This is a genomic window from Streptomyces fuscigenes (assembly GCF_021556455.1).
Classification (GTDB): domain Bacteria; phylum Actinomycetota; class Actinomycetes; order Streptomycetales; family Streptomycetaceae; genus Streptomyces; species Streptomyces fuscigenes.
The window spans coordinates 50,384-66,954 of record NZ_JAKGCV010000002.1 but is presented as its reverse complement, the minus strand read 5'-3'; the positions used below and the strand labels follow the sequence as shown (position 1 = coordinate 66,954).

Annotated in this window: 12 protein-coding genes and 1 pseudogene; 3 read left to right on the top strand and 10 right to left on the bottom strand. The window is 68.0% G+C overall.

Going from position 1 to position 16,571, the window contains the following annotated elements; translation table 11 throughout:
• Window positions 1-141: 141 nt before the first annotated feature.
• Window positions 142-1,035 carry a LysR family transcriptional regulator gene (locus L1885_RS00710; RefSeq protein ID WP_235794927.1) on the bottom strand — a complete coding sequence of 298 codons (894 nt, stop codon included), beginning with the start codon at window positions 1,033-1,035 and terminating at the stop codon, window positions 142-144.
• Between the two features lie 428 nt (window positions 1,036-1,463).
• Here L1885_RS00710 and L1885_RS00705 point away from each other — a divergent pair, with 428 nt between their 5' ends.
• Complete coding sequence (locus tag L1885_RS00705; RefSeq protein WP_235794926.1) at window positions 1,464-2,570, top strand: alcohol dehydrogenase catalytic domain-containing protein; 1,107 nt, start codon at window positions 1,464-1,466, stop codon at window positions 2,568-2,570.
• Window positions 2,571-2,835: 265 nt separating this feature from the next.
• On the opposite strand, the gene L1885_RS00700 is transcribed toward L1885_RS00705, so the two are convergent.
• The 3 genes and pseudogenes from L1885_RS00700 to L1885_RS00690 all read right to left on the bottom strand — a co-directional run.
• Window positions 2,836-3,228 carry a spore-associated protein A gene (locus L1885_RS00700; RefSeq protein WP_235794925.1) on the bottom strand — a complete coding sequence of 131 codons (393 nt, stop codon included), beginning with the start codon at window positions 3,226-3,228 and terminating at the stop codon, window positions 2,836-2,838.
• Window positions 3,229-3,508: 280 nt separating this feature from the next.
• Entirely contained in the window at window positions 3,509-3,667 is a 159-nt protein-coding gene (locus tag L1885_RS00695; protein ID WP_235794924.1) for a ParB N-terminal domain-containing protein, read from the bottom strand.
• 492 nt (window positions 3,668-4,159) lie between these two features.
• A pseudogene (locus L1885_RS00690) lies at window positions 4,160-4,444 on the bottom strand (NF041680 family putative transposase); the annotation flags it as partial.
• Here L1885_RS00690 and L1885_RS00685 point away from each other — a divergent pair.
• Window positions 4,434-5,072, top strand: a complete 639-nt coding sequence (locus tag L1885_RS00685) for a hypothetical protein (RefSeq protein WP_235794923.1) — start codon at window positions 4,434-4,436, stop codon at window positions 5,070-5,072. The pseudogene L1885_RS00690 and the gene L1885_RS00685 sit on opposite strands and share 11 nt — an antisense overlap.
• A gap of 443 nt (window positions 5,073-5,515) precedes the next feature.
• On the opposite strand, the gene sbnA is transcribed toward L1885_RS00685, so the two are convergent.
• The 5 genes from sbnA to L1885_RS00660 all read right to left on the bottom strand — a co-directional run bounded on the left by sbnA (window position 5,516) and on the right by L1885_RS00660 (window position 14,059).
• Window positions 5,516-6,490 (bottom strand): 2,3-diaminopropionate biosynthesis protein SbnA, encoded by a 975-nt coding sequence (gene sbnA / locus L1885_RS00680; protein WP_235794922.1) that lies wholly within the window; start codon window positions 6,488-6,490, stop codon window positions 5,516-5,518.
• Window positions 6,491-6,533: 43 nt separating this feature from the next.
• Complete coding sequence (gene sbnB, locus L1885_RS00675) at window positions 6,534-7,607, bottom strand: 2,3-diaminopropionate biosynthesis protein SbnB (protein ID WP_235794921.1); 1,074 nt, start codon at window positions 7,605-7,607, stop codon at window positions 6,534-6,536.
• Window positions 7,604-8,656, bottom strand: a complete 1,053-nt coding sequence (locus L1885_RS00670) for a TauD/TfdA family dioxygenase (protein ID WP_235794920.1) — start codon at window positions 8,654-8,656, stop codon at window positions 7,604-7,606. The genes sbnB and L1885_RS00670 overlap by 4 nt, the downstream gene beginning before the upstream one ends.
• Before the next feature lie 40 nt (window positions 8,657-8,696).
• Window positions 8,697-11,429: a non-ribosomal peptide synthetase gene (locus L1885_RS00665; protein WP_235794919.1), complete on the bottom strand. Its 2,733-nt coding sequence runs from the start codon at window positions 11,427-11,429 to the stop codon at window positions 8,697-8,699.
• A gap of 92 nt (window positions 11,430-11,521) precedes the next feature.
• Complete coding sequence (locus L1885_RS00660; protein WP_235794918.1) at window positions 11,522-14,059, bottom strand: Pls/PosA family non-ribosomal peptide synthetase; 2,538 nt, start codon at window positions 14,057-14,059, stop codon at window positions 11,522-11,524.
• 606 nt (window positions 14,060-14,665) lie between these two features.
• Here L1885_RS00660 and L1885_RS00655 point away from each other — a divergent pair.
• Window positions 14,666-15,070 (top strand): ATP-binding protein, encoded by a 405-nt coding sequence (locus L1885_RS00655; RefSeq protein ID WP_235794917.1) that lies wholly within the window; start codon window positions 14,666-14,668, stop codon window positions 15,068-15,070.
• 235 nt (window positions 15,071-15,305) lie between these two features.
• On the opposite strand, the gene L1885_RS00650 is transcribed toward L1885_RS00655, so the two are convergent.
• On the bottom strand, window positions 15,306-16,034 hold the full coding sequence (locus tag L1885_RS00650; RefSeq protein WP_235794916.1) for a 4'-phosphopantetheinyl transferase family protein: 729 nt from the start codon (window positions 16,032-16,034) through the stop codon (window positions 15,306-15,308).
• Between the last annotated feature and the right edge of the window lie 537 nt (window positions 16,035-16,571).

Here is a 16,571-nt window from a genome sequence, read left to right as displayed (position 1 = left end):
CTGCCCGCGGCCGGGAGCCGCCGCGCGCGGCCGGGCTCCCACAATGGCGGGCAGCGCGCCCCGGCGGCCCGGAGGCAGGCCAGGAGCGGCCGCGAGCGGTTTCACGGCCGGGGAGGGAGGGCGCGGGCCCGGTCGCGAGGGTCAGACGGTCGAGAGGATAGCCTGCGCAACCGTCGCGATCGCCGTGGCGGGGCGGCCGGGGAGGCGTGCCACCAGGACGCGGCGGATCTCGGGCGGCGCCCCTTCGACGTGCAGCATGCTCACCCCCGGAGGGAGCACGGGGGCGAGCCGGGACGGCACCGTCGTCACCCCGAAGCCGTGGGCGACGAGTTGCAGTTTCGTCAACCAGTCGCGGGCCCGGTGCACGACGCGGGGGCGTCCGGGCAGACCGGGCCACACGCCGAGCAGCGGCTCGGAGCCCGTCGACGGAGTGGCGATCCACGGGGCGTTGACCAATTCGTCTACGTGCACCGCGGTGCGGCCCGCGAAAGCCCCCGTCCCTGACACCGCCAGCACCAGTTCGGTGTCCACGGCGGTCTCGACGTGCAGGCGCGGCGACTCCCCGTCCAGGGGGCGGTGGGGCGGACGGGAGGTGAGCACGGCGAGGTCGATCGAGCCTGCTCTGAGCGCTCTGGTCAGGCTGGGCGTCGTGCCCTCGGTCGTGGTGACGCTGATGCCCGGAGCGGTGGCCGCGAGGTGGGAGAGCGCCGCGGGCAGGACGACGGCGCCCGCGCTCAGGAACACGCCGAGCCGTACCGGCTCGGTGCCTGGGACCGTGCCGGCGAGGTCGGACTCGGCCGCCGCGAGGCAGTCCAGGACGGTGCGGGCGTGCCGCAGGAGGGTCAGCCCCGCGACGGTCAGTCGCACCCCGTCGGGGCGGCGGTCGAACAGGGTCGTGCCCGCGCTCCGTTCCAGCGAGGCGGCTTGCCGGGAGACGGCCGACTGCGTGTAGCCGAGCTTGGCGGCCGCGGCAGTGAAGCTGCCGGACTCCGCGATCTGCTGCAGGACCCGCAGCCCCGTACTGGAGACGTCCATGCGGCATAGGCATACCACGGATGCACGATCGTCGCTTCCCGCATGCCTGAGGAACCTCTAGCGTCATCGGTGGTCGCCGATCGCCGATCGCCGATCGCCGCCCGTGGTCCGGCTTGCCGGTCGCCCTGGAAGCCGGTCACCGGTCGTTCTGGCAAATGGTCGCCCCGTTGCCCGGTAGTCGGTCGCCGCAGACGGTCGCAGGCGGCCGGGCGCCGCCGCCCCAGGACTCCCGGAGCGACAAGCCCGGAGCCGCTGCCGCAACCGGTTTCCCGGAGCCCCACCGGCGATCGGCCGACGACGATGAGCGAACGGCGAACAAGCACATGGCAGGGAGCAACAACCAAGCACCAACAGTGACAACCAACGAAAAGCAACCGGCGAAGAACAACCCACGATCAACAACGACTGATGAACGCGGAGGCTGTCGCGTGCGAGCAGCAGCACTGACACGGTTCGGTGACCCCTTGGCGGTGCGGGAGATGCCCGCCCCCGGGGCCGGCGGCGGTGAGGTGGTGGTCGAGGTGCTGGCTGCCTGCGTCCCGCCGTACGCCGACGAGGTCTTCAGCGGTGAACGGAACTACCCCCTGGTCCCTCCCGTCGTCCCCGGGGTCGGCGGAGTGGGCCGGATCGTCGAGATCGGCCCGGACGCCACCCGTTTGCGCGTCGGTGACCTGGTGTGGTGCGACTGCACGGTGCGCTCCCGGGACGACGCGCTGACCCCCGACATCACCCTCCAGGGCTGGAGTTCGCGCGGCGAGGGCGGTGCGCGGCTGGCGCGTCACCTGCACGACGGCTCTTTCGCCGAACTCATGCGCGTGCCCACGGAGAACGTCTTCCCGCTGCCGGCCGCAGCCGGGGACGACCCGGCCCGCTGGGCCGCCCTCACCGTGCACACCATCTCGTACGGAGGGCTGCTGGCAGGCGGCCTGGCGGCCGGCGAGACACTGCTCGTCAGCGGGGCCACCGGCAATCTCGGCAGCAGCGCTGTCGCGGTCGCGCTGGCGATGGGGGCCGGCCGCGTCGTCGCTCCCGGCCGCAACCGGTCCGCGCTCCGCCTGCTCGCCGACCGCTTCGGCCCCCGGGTGCGCCCGGTGCGGCTCACCGGGGACGACGCTGCCGACCGGGCGGCGATGCGCGAGGCGGGCGAGGGGCCGATCGACATGGTGATCGACCTGCTCCCGCCCGGCGCGCCCGCCTCCGCTGTGCGGGCGGCGGCGATGACCGTGCGCGAGTACGGACGGGTCGTGCTCATGGGCGGCGTCGGCATGCTGGACGGCGAGCCCCTCGCGCTGCCGTATCCGTGGGTCATGCGCAACTCGATCACCGTGCGCGGCCAGTGGATGTATCCGCGCGCGGCCAACGCCGGCATCGTCCGGCTCCTCGCCTCGGGGGCGCTGGACCTCGGCCCGGAGCGCGTGCGGACGTTCGGCCTCGACGCCGTCAACGAGGCTGTCGCGTACGCCGCGTCGCACTCCGGACCGTACGAGCGCACCGTACTCGTCCCCGGGGCGGACGCCCCGCCCCCGAGCGGGTGACGGTGCCGGCACGGCGGCCCGCCGCACGTGCCGGGAGGATTCGTTGCCCCGCGCGAGGGGCAGGGCGGCGCCGCGCCCGGCGAACGCTGCCGGGCGCCGTGGTGCTCGGGGTGGATCCGGCCGGGATCACGCAGTACCTCGAGACAGCGCCACGGGAGCGGCCGGACCCGGTCCGATCGAGCAACTGGCCGTCCGCTCCCGGCGTGTCGCACCCGGTCGCCCGGTGGGCGAGCAGCGGCCGGGACGGGGCGTCCCGGGCGGAGTCTCAGCCGCAGTGGGAGTGGTACTGCTCCTCGATGGCATGGTCGATCTGGCCGTACCAGTCGATGCACTTGCCGGCCGCGTTGAGGTACACCGGGCCCGCGTAGCTGGTGTAGTTACCGTAGTCGGCCGAGGTGGAGGCGGAGTTGCCGGCCAGCTGTACGGCGGCCCCCATGTAGATCTTGATGCCTGGTTCGGCACGAACGGTGACGACACAGTTCTTGCCGGTGGAGCTGTTGAAGGTCAGCCACGTGGTGCCGAGCCATTTGAGGTCCAGATGGTCGATCGAGGCGTATCCGGCGCCGCAGGCGCCGTTGTAGGGGGCGAGCGGTGCCGCCGCCGAAACGGCTGGGTGGGCTGACGGAGCCGACCGAGGTGCCGCGCTGGCAGGTGACACAAGAGCTCCGGCAGTTGCTGCCGAAGCCACAGCAATGAGAGCGATTGATCTACCCAGGGTCTTCATGAAGCGGATTTCCTCCTCTGGTCCTACCTGGCGAGCAATGCTGAACAAGATCCTTTGCGGTCGTCCCGCTTCGTGATCAGTGGTGAGCGAGGATCCACAAGTCCCGTCCCTCACCGCACTCTTGCAATGCAGCATCCAATCAGCGCGCCCGACCCCGCGTGCTGATTCTGACATTTTCGTATCCATCGGTGCCGGCGCGCGGTCGACATCGTCGTCATCTGTGCGCGGGATCATGGAAAGCCTCGGCCTCGCTCTTCACCCCGGACAGCGTCGTCTCGATCTGCTGCGGGTCGTCGATGAGCATGCAGTCGATCTCGGGCAGGCCCACTTCGACCGCCGCGGCGGTGCGGTGGTTGCCGGACAGGATCAGCACGTGGCCTCCTCGTAGTCCCCGCGCCGTAGATCAGCGAGACGCTGGTGAGGCAGCCGTCGGCGGCACTCGACGTGGCCGAGCGTTCGATCCGGACTGGGCCAGTCTCAACGAACGCGCCGCCGCCGTCTTCGTCCACGCGACGGGCCGGGACCTGGATTCACCGCTCATCTCCGACCAGGGCCTCACCTGGATCGTGGGGTGCTGGTGGGTGCTCCGTTCGAGGACGCCGTCGGCGTCCTGCACCTGCTCCGAGTCGGGGTCACGACGCGCTTGCAGGCGTGGCTGTCGTCGTGCCGGGAGATGACGAAGGAGTCGGCCATGTGCAGCCGAATGGGCCGCCCGTCCTCGTGGTGGACCCACCGGGGCCGTTGCGCTGTCCGGATCGCCACCTAGGAGTGAAACGTGACGATGTCTTTCATGACGGTCACCTCCCGCGAGGCGGTCACCGGCCCGGTGCCGGCGATCACCGGTGATCTCGACTAAGCCTGGCGTTTAACCTCGCTGGGCTTGGTGTTCCTTGATCGATTCGGCGCGTTTGACGGTCTTGCCAACGTTGTGGCGTCTGGCCCGTTGCTTGTTTTTCGAGCCGGGAGGCCGTCCGGGACCTGGTCGGGACGGTTTTGGCGCGGCCGCGGGGTGGATGGTGATCGCGCGGACGTTGCGAAACCCCCGCCGCACTCGCGCGGGGGTGAGGCGGCGGGGTTCTACAGGTCGTTCCGACGGGCGACGGAAGTCCTCGGCGAGGGGCCGGGCGAGGCGGAGCTGGGTGTGGGCGGCATCCCGCGGTGCTGTATGGGAAGCCGCCGCCCTCGCCTACCAGGCCCACCGGGAGCAGGCGGCCCTGCTGCGTGCCCGCGGGCGCCGGGCGGATCCCGAACCCCGGTATGCCGCCCGGCAGCGGATGGCCCGGATCGCCACGGAAAAGCCCGCGCGGCCCACCTGGTGCGGTGACCGTGTTCACGCCGTCTCAGCGCGCGCCGAGCGTGACCTCCATATCGACCTGGCCGCGGTCTGGCCCTACCTGTGGCTGACACTCCCCGAGCAGAGCCGTACCGAGATCACCAGCAGCCGCGAGGCCCTCACCCGGGCCAGCACGCTGAGCGCGTGGGCCCTGCTCTATCTCGTGCCGGCCGTGTGGTGGTGGCCTGCGGTACTTGTCGCGGTTGCGGTGGCTGCCGCGGGCCGCACGCGCATGCGCGCTGCCACCGACTCGTATGCCCTGCTGCTGGAGGCCGCCACCCGCTTGCACATCGGGGACCTCACACGCCAGTTCGGACTGGAGCCTGCCGGACCGCTCACGCCGGACATCGCGGATTCCCTGGCACTGCTCCTCCCCAGCCCGCCCCCACCTCCGGACCGGGCGCCCTCCCCGGGCCCGCCCTCGCGGGGCAGCGGACCTGCCTGAGGTGCTGCACTCCGAGCTGCCCTGTGCCGCAGGCACATGCATGTCCCAACGCGTACGGAGCGCGCGCAGTGCCCGGAGGCGGGGGCGCCACAGGTGTGGCGCCCCCGCCCGAGAGGTCACCAGGAGGACTACTTCACTCCGGTCAGACGGCGGGCATGCGTGGGGGTCCCACCAGCCCCTGGAGTTCGTGCCGTGTAGCCCCTGCTCGCCGTCGAGTTCCCCACGGCAGCGCTGTCGACGCGGGGCGGGGTGGTGGACCGGGTGCCACCGTCACCTGGTTCGCTTCCTGCGGGTGCGCACCGGCTGCGGCAGCCAGCAGGGGGGGCGCGTTCAGCGGGCCGGTGCCCCCGAACGCGGGCTGGCAAATAAGGGCGCGTCAAGGAGATCCCGACATGCTGGACTGTGCGGCGGACTCCGCTGATTGACCGGCCATTCGGTGGCGTTCAATTCCCGATGTGCGGTTGCGAAACGAGCGCGCTGTCACCGTAGATGTCCTCCACCCAGTTGTTGTGATAGATCGTGTCGAGATAGCGCTCGCCGAGGTCTGGGGCGATGGCTACCGTGGTGAGGTCTTGTGTGGTGTGCTGGCCGAGCCAGTCGACGGCGCCGCTGACCACGGTCCCGGTGGAGCCGCCGAACAGGAACCCGCACTTGGCAAGCTCGTGGCACATGCGGATGGTGTCGATCTCGTGGACACGCACCACCTCGTCCACGTAGGCGTCGTCGAGCAGCGGGGGCCGCATGCTCATGCCCAGACCGGGGATCATTCTGCGCCCCGGTGGGTCGCCGAAGATTGCCGAGCCGATACTGTCCACCGCGACGATGCGTACCGGCCGGTGCCAGTCCCGGAACCATCGGGCGCAGCCCATGAGTGTACCTGTGGTGCCCGCGCCGACGAAGAGGACGTCGAGCCGCGGGAAGGCGCGGGCAATCGCGGGCGCCGTTCGTCGGTAGTGTGCCTTCCAGTTGTCGGCGTTGGTGTACTGGCTGAGCCACACGTAGCGATCATTCCTTGCGCTCAGACGGCGCACGTACTCCAGTCGTGCGGCCAGCGGGCTGCTGGCATCGCGGTGGTCGGAGATGACGTGGACCTCGCTGCCCAGAGCCTCCATCATCAGACGGGTGGCCAGGTTGCAGCGGGAGTCCGTCACGCAGACGAAGCGGTAGCCCTTGCTTGCGGCGATCATGCTCAGGGCCACACCGAGGTTGCCCGAGGAGGATTCCACAAGGATGGAGTCCGGTGTCAGGGTCCCGGTCCGTTCGGCCGACTCGACCATCTCGGTCGCGGCTTTGAGCTTGATCGAGCCGGCGAAGTTGAAGCCCTCGCATTTCAGGAGGAGCCGGTGGCCCGACATCGGTGCGAGGTCGACGTACAGGTCCTCCTCGTTGAAGGACTGAGGGGTGGTGATGACTGGCACGGGAGTCTCCTGACCTCGCCGGGGTGGGGGAGGGTCGCAGCCCTCAACCGTAGCGGCGCAGTTCGTGGAAGAAGTTGTCGATGGTGCGGAGCTCACCGGAGCGGGACACCTCGTCGTAGACGTATTTGCCGACGGCGAGGTCCAGGACGCCCAGTCCGAACGGTGAGAACACCGCGGGCCGGTCGGGGGGCACTGTCACCCGGCCGGCTGTCACGTCGTCGAGGGTGCCGAGGAGGAAGTCGCGGTTGCCGGTCAGGCTCTCGGTGAGGTGGGGTGAGGTGGAGGCCCTGAGGCAGTGCTCGACGTCGTCGACGATGTTGGTGGAGGCGAGCAGCACTTCCGGGGCGAGATCGCGGAGTGACACATGCAGGACGACAGGGTTGTGCCGGAACCACGACGTGTCGCTGATGTGGGGCCGATCTGCGACGGTGGCGAAGACGATCAGGTCGCTGCCGCGGATCAGGTCTTCGGCAGTTCGGTGCACGGTGACGCGTCCGACGTCCCCGGCCTGCTCCAGATAGGTGCGGAAGCCGGCGGCGCTGTCGGCGGACACGTCGTGCACGCCGATGCTGTCGAAGGACCAGCCGGTGCCCTCCAGGTAGGTGTGGATGTAGCGGGCGATCAGTCCGGCGCCGACGAATCCGAGCCGTGCGGGCCGCGTTCGGCTCCGGGTGAGCCGGTCGGCGGCCGCGGCGGCCGATGCGGCTGTCCTTACGGCGCTGATGATCGAACTCTCCATGCACGCGAAGGGGTAGCCGGTGGCCTGGTCGTTGAGGATGAGCACGGCGGATGCCCTCGGGATGCCCGAAGTCACGTTGCTCGGAAAGCTGGAGATCCACTTGAGGCCGTCCACTCCGCTCTCGTCGCCGTGCGCGCCGAGCGAGGCGGGGAGCGCGATGATCCGTGACGTCGCCCGGTCGGGGAACCGCAGGAAGGTAGACGGCGGGTTGACGGAGCGGCCGGCCGCATGCCTGCTGTATGTCTCCTCGACCACGTCCACCACGGACTTCTCACGGCCGTCCAGGACTTCCTTGACCTGGTGTCCCGGGATGACGGCGAAGGACGGCACGAGCTGAGTGTCCATGCCTGCCCCCGCGTCGGTACGTGCGGTGGTCATGCGGCTGCCCTCCTGATCGGCGGCGCGAGGCGGTCGGGAAGCACGGCGTCCGCCATGGCGACCACGACGTTGCGGGGTCCCTCGTACGCCTCCCGGCTGTGTGCGGTGCGGATGTTGTCTACGATCATCAGGTCCCCGGCCTGCCAGGGTGCGCTTACGGTGTGCTCCCGGTAAGTGTTGTTGATCTGTTCGACGACGTCCGGCGGCACGGGATCGCCGTTGCCGTAGCGGGTGTTGAAGGGGAGGTCGTCGGGACCGTACTCCTCGACCAGGAACTCCCGGACGTCCGGGGCCATGGTCCACTCGTTGAGGAACGCGATCTGGTTGAACCAGCAGGGCCGGCCGGAGACCGGGTGGCGCACCACGGCACTCCGGTGCTGCCGGGTGCGCAGTGACCCGTCTGGTTGCCAGGACCAGTCGACGGCGTTGGCGCGGCAGTACGCCTCGACGGCGTCGTGGTCGTCGGTGCCGAACGAATCGCTCAGCGTGGCGCCGATCTCGTTGTTGTAGGTGCGGGTGAGCAGCCATCCTTCCTGCTGGAAGCGGTCGACAAGGTCGGTGGGCAGTGCTCGTAGCACGGCGGTCGCGTCGGCAGTGGCGGTGGCGCCGCCGACGGTGGGCGGGCTGAGGCAGGCGAAGAGCAGCAGGCTCGGGCACTGCGTGGTGTAGCTCAGCTCATGGTGCATGCACATCGGTTGGTTGGCGGGCCAGGCCGAGGAGGAGTAGACGCCTTGCATGTAGCGGTCGCGGGCGGCGAATGCCTCTCGTTCGGTTACGGGGTGGTCCGTCAGCCGATGGAGGACCGCTTGGACGTCGGTGACGTTGTGCAGGCCGAGGCCGTGGATCCTGACCGCGCCGTGGGCGGTGACGAGGTCGTGCAGCGTCTCGCCCCGCTCTCCCGTCCAGGCTGCCGGGTCGGCGCTCTCGGATGCCTCCATGACCGGAAGTTCGTCGGAAGGGCGGGGGGCGACGGCCGAGACGGCGGGCGCTTCGGCTGCAGGTGGTGCTGTAGGGGGATCGGTGTGCTTGCGGAACAGTTGGGACAGCATGGCGCTCTCCTCGAGATGCGGTTGTTCGGGTTGGGCTTCTTCATTCAGCCGGTGGGGTGACTGCGCGGAGTGCGGTCTCGGCGGCCTCTTCGCAAGAGTGTGCGAACAGGAGTGAGCTGCTGGGGTATGTCTGTTGTTGTTGCATGGCGGTTGCCGTCTCCTCGGCGGTTCCCTTGCCGGAGCCGTAGCCCCAGAGAAGAATCCAGGGTGCGTGGATCCGGGCGATCTCCCTGGCGACGCGCGCGGCGTCCGGTTGCCGGGCGACGTGTACGGACACCTTGTCGGCGTTTCGGCTGCGGCAGCGTCGCAGGGCTTCGGCCAGGGGCCGGAAATCTGTCTGGGTCCCGTCGGTGTCGTTGAAGCAGATCACGGCTGCCTGCGTAGGTCCGTTCGGGACGAGCAGAGGCCGCAGGACGTCGGATGCTGTGCCGGTGCGGGTGTCCATCAACCGGGCCAGGCCGGCCAGCGTCGGATGGCCGGCCAGGTCGCGGAGGCAGATCGCCCTGTCCAGAAGGACGGCCAGTCGCACGGCCGACAGAGAAGTGCCCCCCAGGTCGAAGAAGTTGTCGCCGGGGCCGATCTCCTCGGGTGCCGTGTCGAGTACGGATGCCCAAGCTGCCGCGAGCCGATGCTCTGTCGGTGTCCGGTGGTGCGTGGGCGCGTCGTCGGCCGTGCTCAGTTTGTCGGCGAGCGTGGCCAGAGCGCTCCTGTCGGTCTTGCCGTTGGAGGTCAGCGGCAGGGTGTGCAACTGGTGGAAGGTCGACGGGATCATGTAGGCGGGCAGCAGGTCTCCGAGTCGGCGGCGCAGGTGCTTGTCGGTGAGCGTGCTCCCGCTCGTGCAGAATGCGGTCAGCCGGCGGCGGCTCTCCGGTCCGTTCACCACGACGGCGCCGTCGCGGACGTCTGGGACCCGCAGCAACGTGTTCTCGATTTCGCCGATCTCGACGCGGAACCCGCGTATTTTCACCTGTGTGTCCCGGCGGCCGAGAAATTCCAGCTTTCCGTCGGGGAGCCACCGCCCGAAGTCACCGCTGAGGAAGAGGCGTTGTTCCGGACGGTAGGGATCTGGCCGGTAGGCGAGTCGGGTACGTTCGGTGTCGTTGACATATCCGCGGCCGACGCAGATCCCGGAGAAGACGAGGGCGCCGGGGGCACCGAGCGGGACCGGCACGAGGTGATCATCGACTACGTAGACGCTGACGTTGTTCACGGGACGACCGAGTGGGACTCGGCCGCTGCGGGGCGGATGGTCCATCACCTCGTGGTTGGTGTCGTCCGATGTCTCCGTCAGTCCGTAGGCGTTGACGAGGCGGATACCGGGCCCGGTCGTGAACCAGCGCTGCACGAGTTCGTTCCTGAGTGCCTCGCCGGTGACCGAGACGCACAGCAGGTCGGGCAGGGCGCGAAAGCTGTGTTCGAGGGTGGTCAGGATGACGTCGAGGTACGAGGGCACGACCTGGAGGACGGTGACGCGGCCCTCGACGATCGTGTCCAGGAACCGGTCCGCATCGAGGACCGCCTCCTGCTCGACGAGCACAGTCCGTCCGCCGGTCATCAGCGGGGCGAGCAGTTGCCACAGTGAGATGTCGAAGCACTGCGACGCGGTCTGCGCCACGACCGAGTACGCGTCGATGCCCAGATCGTCGATCTTCGCGAAGAGGTGGTTCAGCAGGCCCGCGTGCTCACACATGGCGCCCTTGGGCTCGCCGGTGGATCCGGACGTGAAGAAGACGTAGGCGAGTTGGCCGGCTCGGGTCTCGATGCTGGGTGATGTGTCGTTGCCGGGGTGCTCGGTGAGGTCCGGCACGAGCAGCTGCCGGACACGGGGGAGAGCCGCAAGAGCCCCCTTCAGGTTCGTCGAGGATTGCGGCTCGGTGAGGACGTGCGCACAGCCGGCGCGGGTGAGCATGGTGGCCAGGCGTTCGGGCGGGCACTGGGGGTCGATGGGCAGGTAGGCGCCGCCTGCCTTGAGTACGGCGAGGACGGCGGCTGTCCAGCTCAGGTCCCGCTCGGTCACCACGGCGACGGCATCCTCGGGACACAGGCCCTCGTCGAGCAGGGCATGTGCGAGCCGGTTGGCTCGTCGGTCGAGGTCCTGGTACGTCCACGACCGGCCTCCATACACGATGGCGATCGCGTCCGGGTGCCGGCGGGCTTGCTCTTCGAAGAGTTCGTGGAAGCGAGAGTCCGGCAGCGCACGGTCCGGTCCGGCGAGCTTGTGGAGCTGGAAGTGGAGTTCCTCAGGGGACAGCAAGGTGCTCTGATCATGCGGAGTGTCCACGGCGAAGGCAATCTGTTCGAGTGCCGTGAGGTGGTAGCCGCCGATCCGGGCGGCGCAATCCGCGTCCAGTGCGTCGGTCCGGTAACGCAACCGCAGGACGTAACGTCCGTCTTGACCTTCTGCCGAGATCCTGAGAACGGAGTCCTCGGCGGGGAGGTCGGGTTCGCGCCCGGATGCGTCGAACACCACGTCGGGGGTGGAGCCGGATGGGGCGTAGGTAGGTAGGGCGGTCAGCCCGGCCTGCTGCACGGCCAGTACCAGTTCATGCCAGGTTCCGGGATGGACCGTGAGCTCCAAGGACAGTGTTCCGTCGCGGCCCGGAGGCATGATTCCGCTGCGGACGAGGGGATCTCCGGAGAGCAGGGCCAGCACCTTCACGTGCGCGGCCAGGAAGACGGCCGTGAGTGGTACGCCGAGTTCACCGGCCCGTCGGCGCAGGGCCGCGGTGACACCGTCGGGGAGGGAGATGATGTGCTCCGCTGTGCCGCGCACGGGGGAATGGCACCATCGCGGTACGGCAGTGAAGCCGTCATGGGACGAGGCGCTTTGTCCTGGGCTGTGTCCGCTGCTTGCGATGGGCGCCATCACAGGTCGCCTCCCGTGCAGTCGAGTTCGGGGTGTGCGGGATTGCCTGTCCAGCGGGCGTGCTCGGGGACGGTTTCGCCCTTCATCAGGAAGGAGTCCGCCGCCAGTGCTGCTCCGTCACCGATCGTCACGCCGTAGTGGACGAGTGCGCCCACGCCGAGGGTGCAGTCGGAGCCGATCGCGCTGCGGTCCGACTTGAACGTGCCGTCCTCCTGGGAGTGGCACTGCACGATACTTCCCGCGTTGAGTGTGCAGTCGTCCCCGACGGTAACCATCGGGCGTTCGGTGAAGCTGCAGCCGTCGTCGAAGACGCGTGCACCGATGCGAGAACCGAGCAGCCGCAACACGACGTTCTTGAACGGTGTGCCGTTGAGCGCCTGCAGATAGGTCTCGGACGGGACTTTCCAGTACCGCTCACGGCGCCAGAATCGGCGGTCGTAGATCGAGCAGAACAGAGGCCGCAGAGGATGCAGCATCGTCACGACCCGCTCGACCAGGACGAAGTAGAGGAGTGTGAACGGCAGGACGACGACGTTCGCCGCGATGATGGCGCCAGTTCCCCACTGCGGGTACAGGCTCGCCGCAAAGCCGAAGAGGACGGTGACGCAGAAGAAGAACAGCCATCCCGTGAACAGATACCACAACATGGTAAGCACGTTGTGACGGTTCTTCGCTCCGAGACGAACTCGCAGGTTCTCCCCTTCTTTGAGCTCGTCGAAAGTGCTGTCCCGCAGTACTGTCCGCGGGATCTCGAAGCTCGGCGACCCGAGCAGGCCCACGTCCTGGCGGAGCGGCCCGTCGACGGGGACCATCACCTTGGTCGCCAGGAGGCAGTTGTCGCCGGTCCTGCCTCGCGAAGGGTAGGCAATTCGGTTGCCGAGGAAGTTGTGCGCCCCGATCGATGTCCGCGACAGGCGGAAGGAAGTGCTGGAGTAGTCGGCGTTGAGGAGGGACAGGCCGTCGGCCACCATGGTGCCGGTACCGACCGCGCTCACGAAGGGGCTCTCCTGCTTGACCCGGGTTCCGAAGTTCGAACCCGTCTGCTCCACTCGGGAGAGGTCGTAACCGAGCCAGCGCAGGTAGTGCACGATGCCGGAGCTGTCGCCGAACAGGCGGGTGAGGGAGATTCGGTTGCCGAGCAGGACGATGGCCCGGTGGAGACCGTGGTGGAATCCGAAGAGCGGATACGTGCGGCCCGGGGTGAGGAACTTGCTGAGCAGTCGTGGGACGGTGGCCACGGCTGCCAGGCCGGCGAGTACGGCACCGGAGAAGGTCACGGCCGTGATCACCAGTGCGTCGACGTAAGGCATCCATCCGGTGAGGGCGGCCTGTGCCTGCTGCAGCAGTGCGGAGCCCTCCAGGACCCGGGAAAGCACGGCGTCCAGAAAGCCGACGGCCAGCGGCACGTACACGAGCACCGACATGAGCAGCAGGACAACGCCGTTGACCGCGCGCCGTCCGGTGCCGCACCGGGCGGGTTCCACGTTCTGGAAGTCGGCATCCGCGGGTTGGGCGGGAGAACCGTGCCAGTGCTCGCCGTCCGGGACCCTCTGGCCGGTGTGGAGGGAGGAGGCGTGACCGAGCTGGGAGTCGTCGCCCAGGGACGACCCGATGTCCAGCACGGTCGCTTCGCTGACGACCGCGTTCGAGCCCAGGGTGACCGGGCCCGTCTCGATGGCACCGTCACGGGCACGGTAACAGCTGACCAGCGAGTCCTTGCGGACGATACTCTTGTCGCCGATCGTCAGCAGGTCCGTGCACACAGGCACGCTGCGAGACAGGAGAGTCACGCCCCGCCCGATGCGTGCACCCAACGCCCTGAGATAGAGCGGGTAGAGGGGTGATCCGGCGAACAGGACCATCGGGCTGGACCGGATGAGTGTTTTGACGAGCCAGAAACGGACGTAGGCGAGGCTCCAGACGCGAAAACGCTGTGTTTTCCATTTGCCGACCAACAACCACTTGGCGATCACGGGCAGAGCACACAGAACAAGGAGCAGCGACGCACCGAACTCGACGGACCGTACGTAGGGGTCGAAGAGTCCCGTACCCGCGGAGACCCAGTCGTAGCCCCGTGTGGTCACGAAGGCGAGGAAGGATGCGTAGCCGAGGAAACTCAGCAGCTGCAGCACGGCGCAGAGGATGTAGTGCGGCCGTCCTGTCGGAGCGTGCCGGTGATCCTCGCGGTGATCGTCCTCGACGGGAGTCGCGGCTCGATCCTCCTGAGCGGAGACTGCCGGCGCTGGAGGCGTGAGTGCCTCTGTCAGACCGTTGATGGTCGGATGGCGGTATATGTCGCGCATGGAAATGGACGGCAGATCCGGGCGCTTCCTCACCCGGGCGCAGAAGTGTGCCATGACCAGGGAATCGGCCCCCAGGTCGTTGAAGAAGTGACTGTCGAGAGGCACCTGATCCAGGTGGGCCACGTCTGCGAGCAGCCGGGCGAGCCTGTCGTCCGTACCGGCACCGCTGGGATCCGCGCGTGGCGTCTGCCGAGTGATGGCCGGCGGGCCGGTCTCGAACCGCTGCGCCGTCATGAGGACTCTCCCTGCACTCTCGCCGATGTCCTGCTCTCTTGCCAGGTATTCGTCGCCAGGCGGGCGCGGTATGAGATGAATTCCAGATTTATTTGATCATGCCTGTGTTTCACCGGGGGACGTCGATGTGCGAGTTCCGCAGCGCGGTGATCACGGTGTGGATGCCAGTCGGTAAGGCGAGATGCCAGCGTTGCAGCGTATTCGGAGAGCGAGCCCGCGCCTGGTGTCGACGATCGATCTTCCCCAGCTTCGCAACCCGAGCTACGTGCCAGCACCGTGGTTTCGGCGTCATGGGCGGACGAGGCTTTCGCGAGCTGACCCTGCAAGAAGTGCTGGCGCAGATTTCATCCACACACCGTCTGTGGTAGCGAACACGGAACAGAGGATGCAGAGTCGGCTGGTATGCCGCCCTGTCCGGCGAGTAGTGGCGAGTTCCTCCGGCCAGTAGCTTCACACGCCTCTGCGCCGGCCTCATCTGCCTTGCGATAGCGCTGACTCGCCTGCGTCCAGAGGCCCGGTCGGTGGTGACGGCTCTTCATCCACCGTCATCTCGGCAACGAATCCCTCACAGACAGCGCGTACGTACCATCTCCTCAGGAGGTCGTCATGCCGACCACCTCGACCGAATCCACTTGCGACCGCCATGTCGCCCTGCCGTACGGCTTGCACAGTCCGGCCGTCGCCCGGCACATCGTGAGTCGGTGGCTGGTTGCCCGCGAAACAGATTCCGCTCGGATCGCTGACGCGGAAATGATCGTCTCGGAACTGGTGACCAATGCGGTGCGGCATAGCCGTGGCCCCTGCGTCCTGACCCTTATCGACCGGTGCGGACGCCTTGACATCGCGGTGAAAGACCAGAGCGAGAGCCTTCCCGAGCCGAGCAGCCATCCAGGGGAATGGGGCGGTTACGGCATGATCCTGATCGCGAAACTCGGCGGAAACCTGACTGTGGTTCCTGCCATCGGTGGCAAGACCGTCCACGTCGCCTTTGACGCGACCGCGCTCGGCTGAGCCGATGGGAAAGCGGTTGGCTCAGCGTTCATGGCTGCACATGCGAACCGGGAAAGAACCGGTCATCCGTGCGGTCATCCAGCGCGGCGGAAGCCGATGCTCGAGGGCCACCGGCGATTTCGTGATGCGGAGACTGGTCAGTCCTCGGGTGTCATCCGGCGTCATCGGTCGTGTGCCCTGACGTAGCTGTTGGTCCTCGTCAGCCGGCCGACGTCGTCGGTCGCCAGATGGATGATCACGCTGCGCCTCTTGCAATGTGCGGCTCCCGTGCGGCGCTGATCCGCCCCTTCTGTTCCGCCTCTTGGGTGACCGGTACGGCGATCAGAGTAAGCGCCAAGCCGTCACAAACCATCCATCGGCCGCAAAGGCTGTCACGTCGGGGGCCCTCGGTAAGGTAGGGCGGGGAGAGGACCCGGGCCGCGAAAGTTCCAGTCTGAGAGTCGATCGTGAAATCGGCGTCGCCGAAGTCGAGCTCCTGGCCGCTGAACGGGCACCACGCCTTGAAGACGGCCTCCTTCATGCAGAACAGCAGACGGTCCCAATGGACCGCAGAGTCCACTGCCGCAAGGGCACGCAGACGGCGGCGCTCAGCAGGCCGCGCGATGAGGGGGAGAGTGTCCTCTGGCAGCGGGGCATGTGGTTCCGCGTCGATGCCGAGCATGAGGAAATCCGTGGCCCTTCCCACTACCGCGGCTCGGTAGCCGCTGCAGTGCGTAAGGCTGCCGAGGAGCGTTCCCGGCCACTCGGGCGCACCATCCGCACACGGCAGCACGGGGACAGCATCCTCACCAAGGTCAGCGAGGGCTCTGCGAGCACACCACCGAACGGTGGCGAACTCCCGCCTCCTGGCATCCACGGCACCACGAACGACTGCCTCTTCCTCCGCGAAGAGACCCACGTCGGCCGGATCGCCGAACGCTTCGGACACGGAGGCTTGGGGCGGGGTGATCTGCTCCATCATCATCGGCTGCTCTTCACTATGAATTCCGAGGGGACGCATGTCGGTGACGTTGGTTGATCCAAGTTCCGACGGCCGTATTTCTCGGCATCACGACGAAGCCGAGTAGTACGTAGCGCGGAACGGCCATGGGTTCATGAGGATCCCCCTCATACACGTCGGAGTGCGGCGACCGTTCGGCGGCCGCCTCTACAGATGGTTCGGAGCCACGAGGAGGACGGATGCCGTGTGCGCGAACTCTCAGCGAAACCGGTTCCAGCGGCCGTCGTCGTCCGCGCAAGCTACCGAGGTTTCCGTGCAGCAGGCCCGGCGTTCTGGCCCGCTACGAGCATGTGCCAGCTCATAGCCTTACCGGGAGGGGATGTTTCGTTCTCGACGACGGTTCGGTCAGCACTGTGCGTGACTGTGCGTGGTCAGTGATCGATCGGCGTCCTGACCGCGCCCAGGCGCTGTGTGCAATTCTCCAAGGAACTGGTGGTTGTTCTGCACCGTGCCGGCGCCATGGCAGGTGCCTGCCGTGCTGGACCGAAAGAGAGCCGCTCC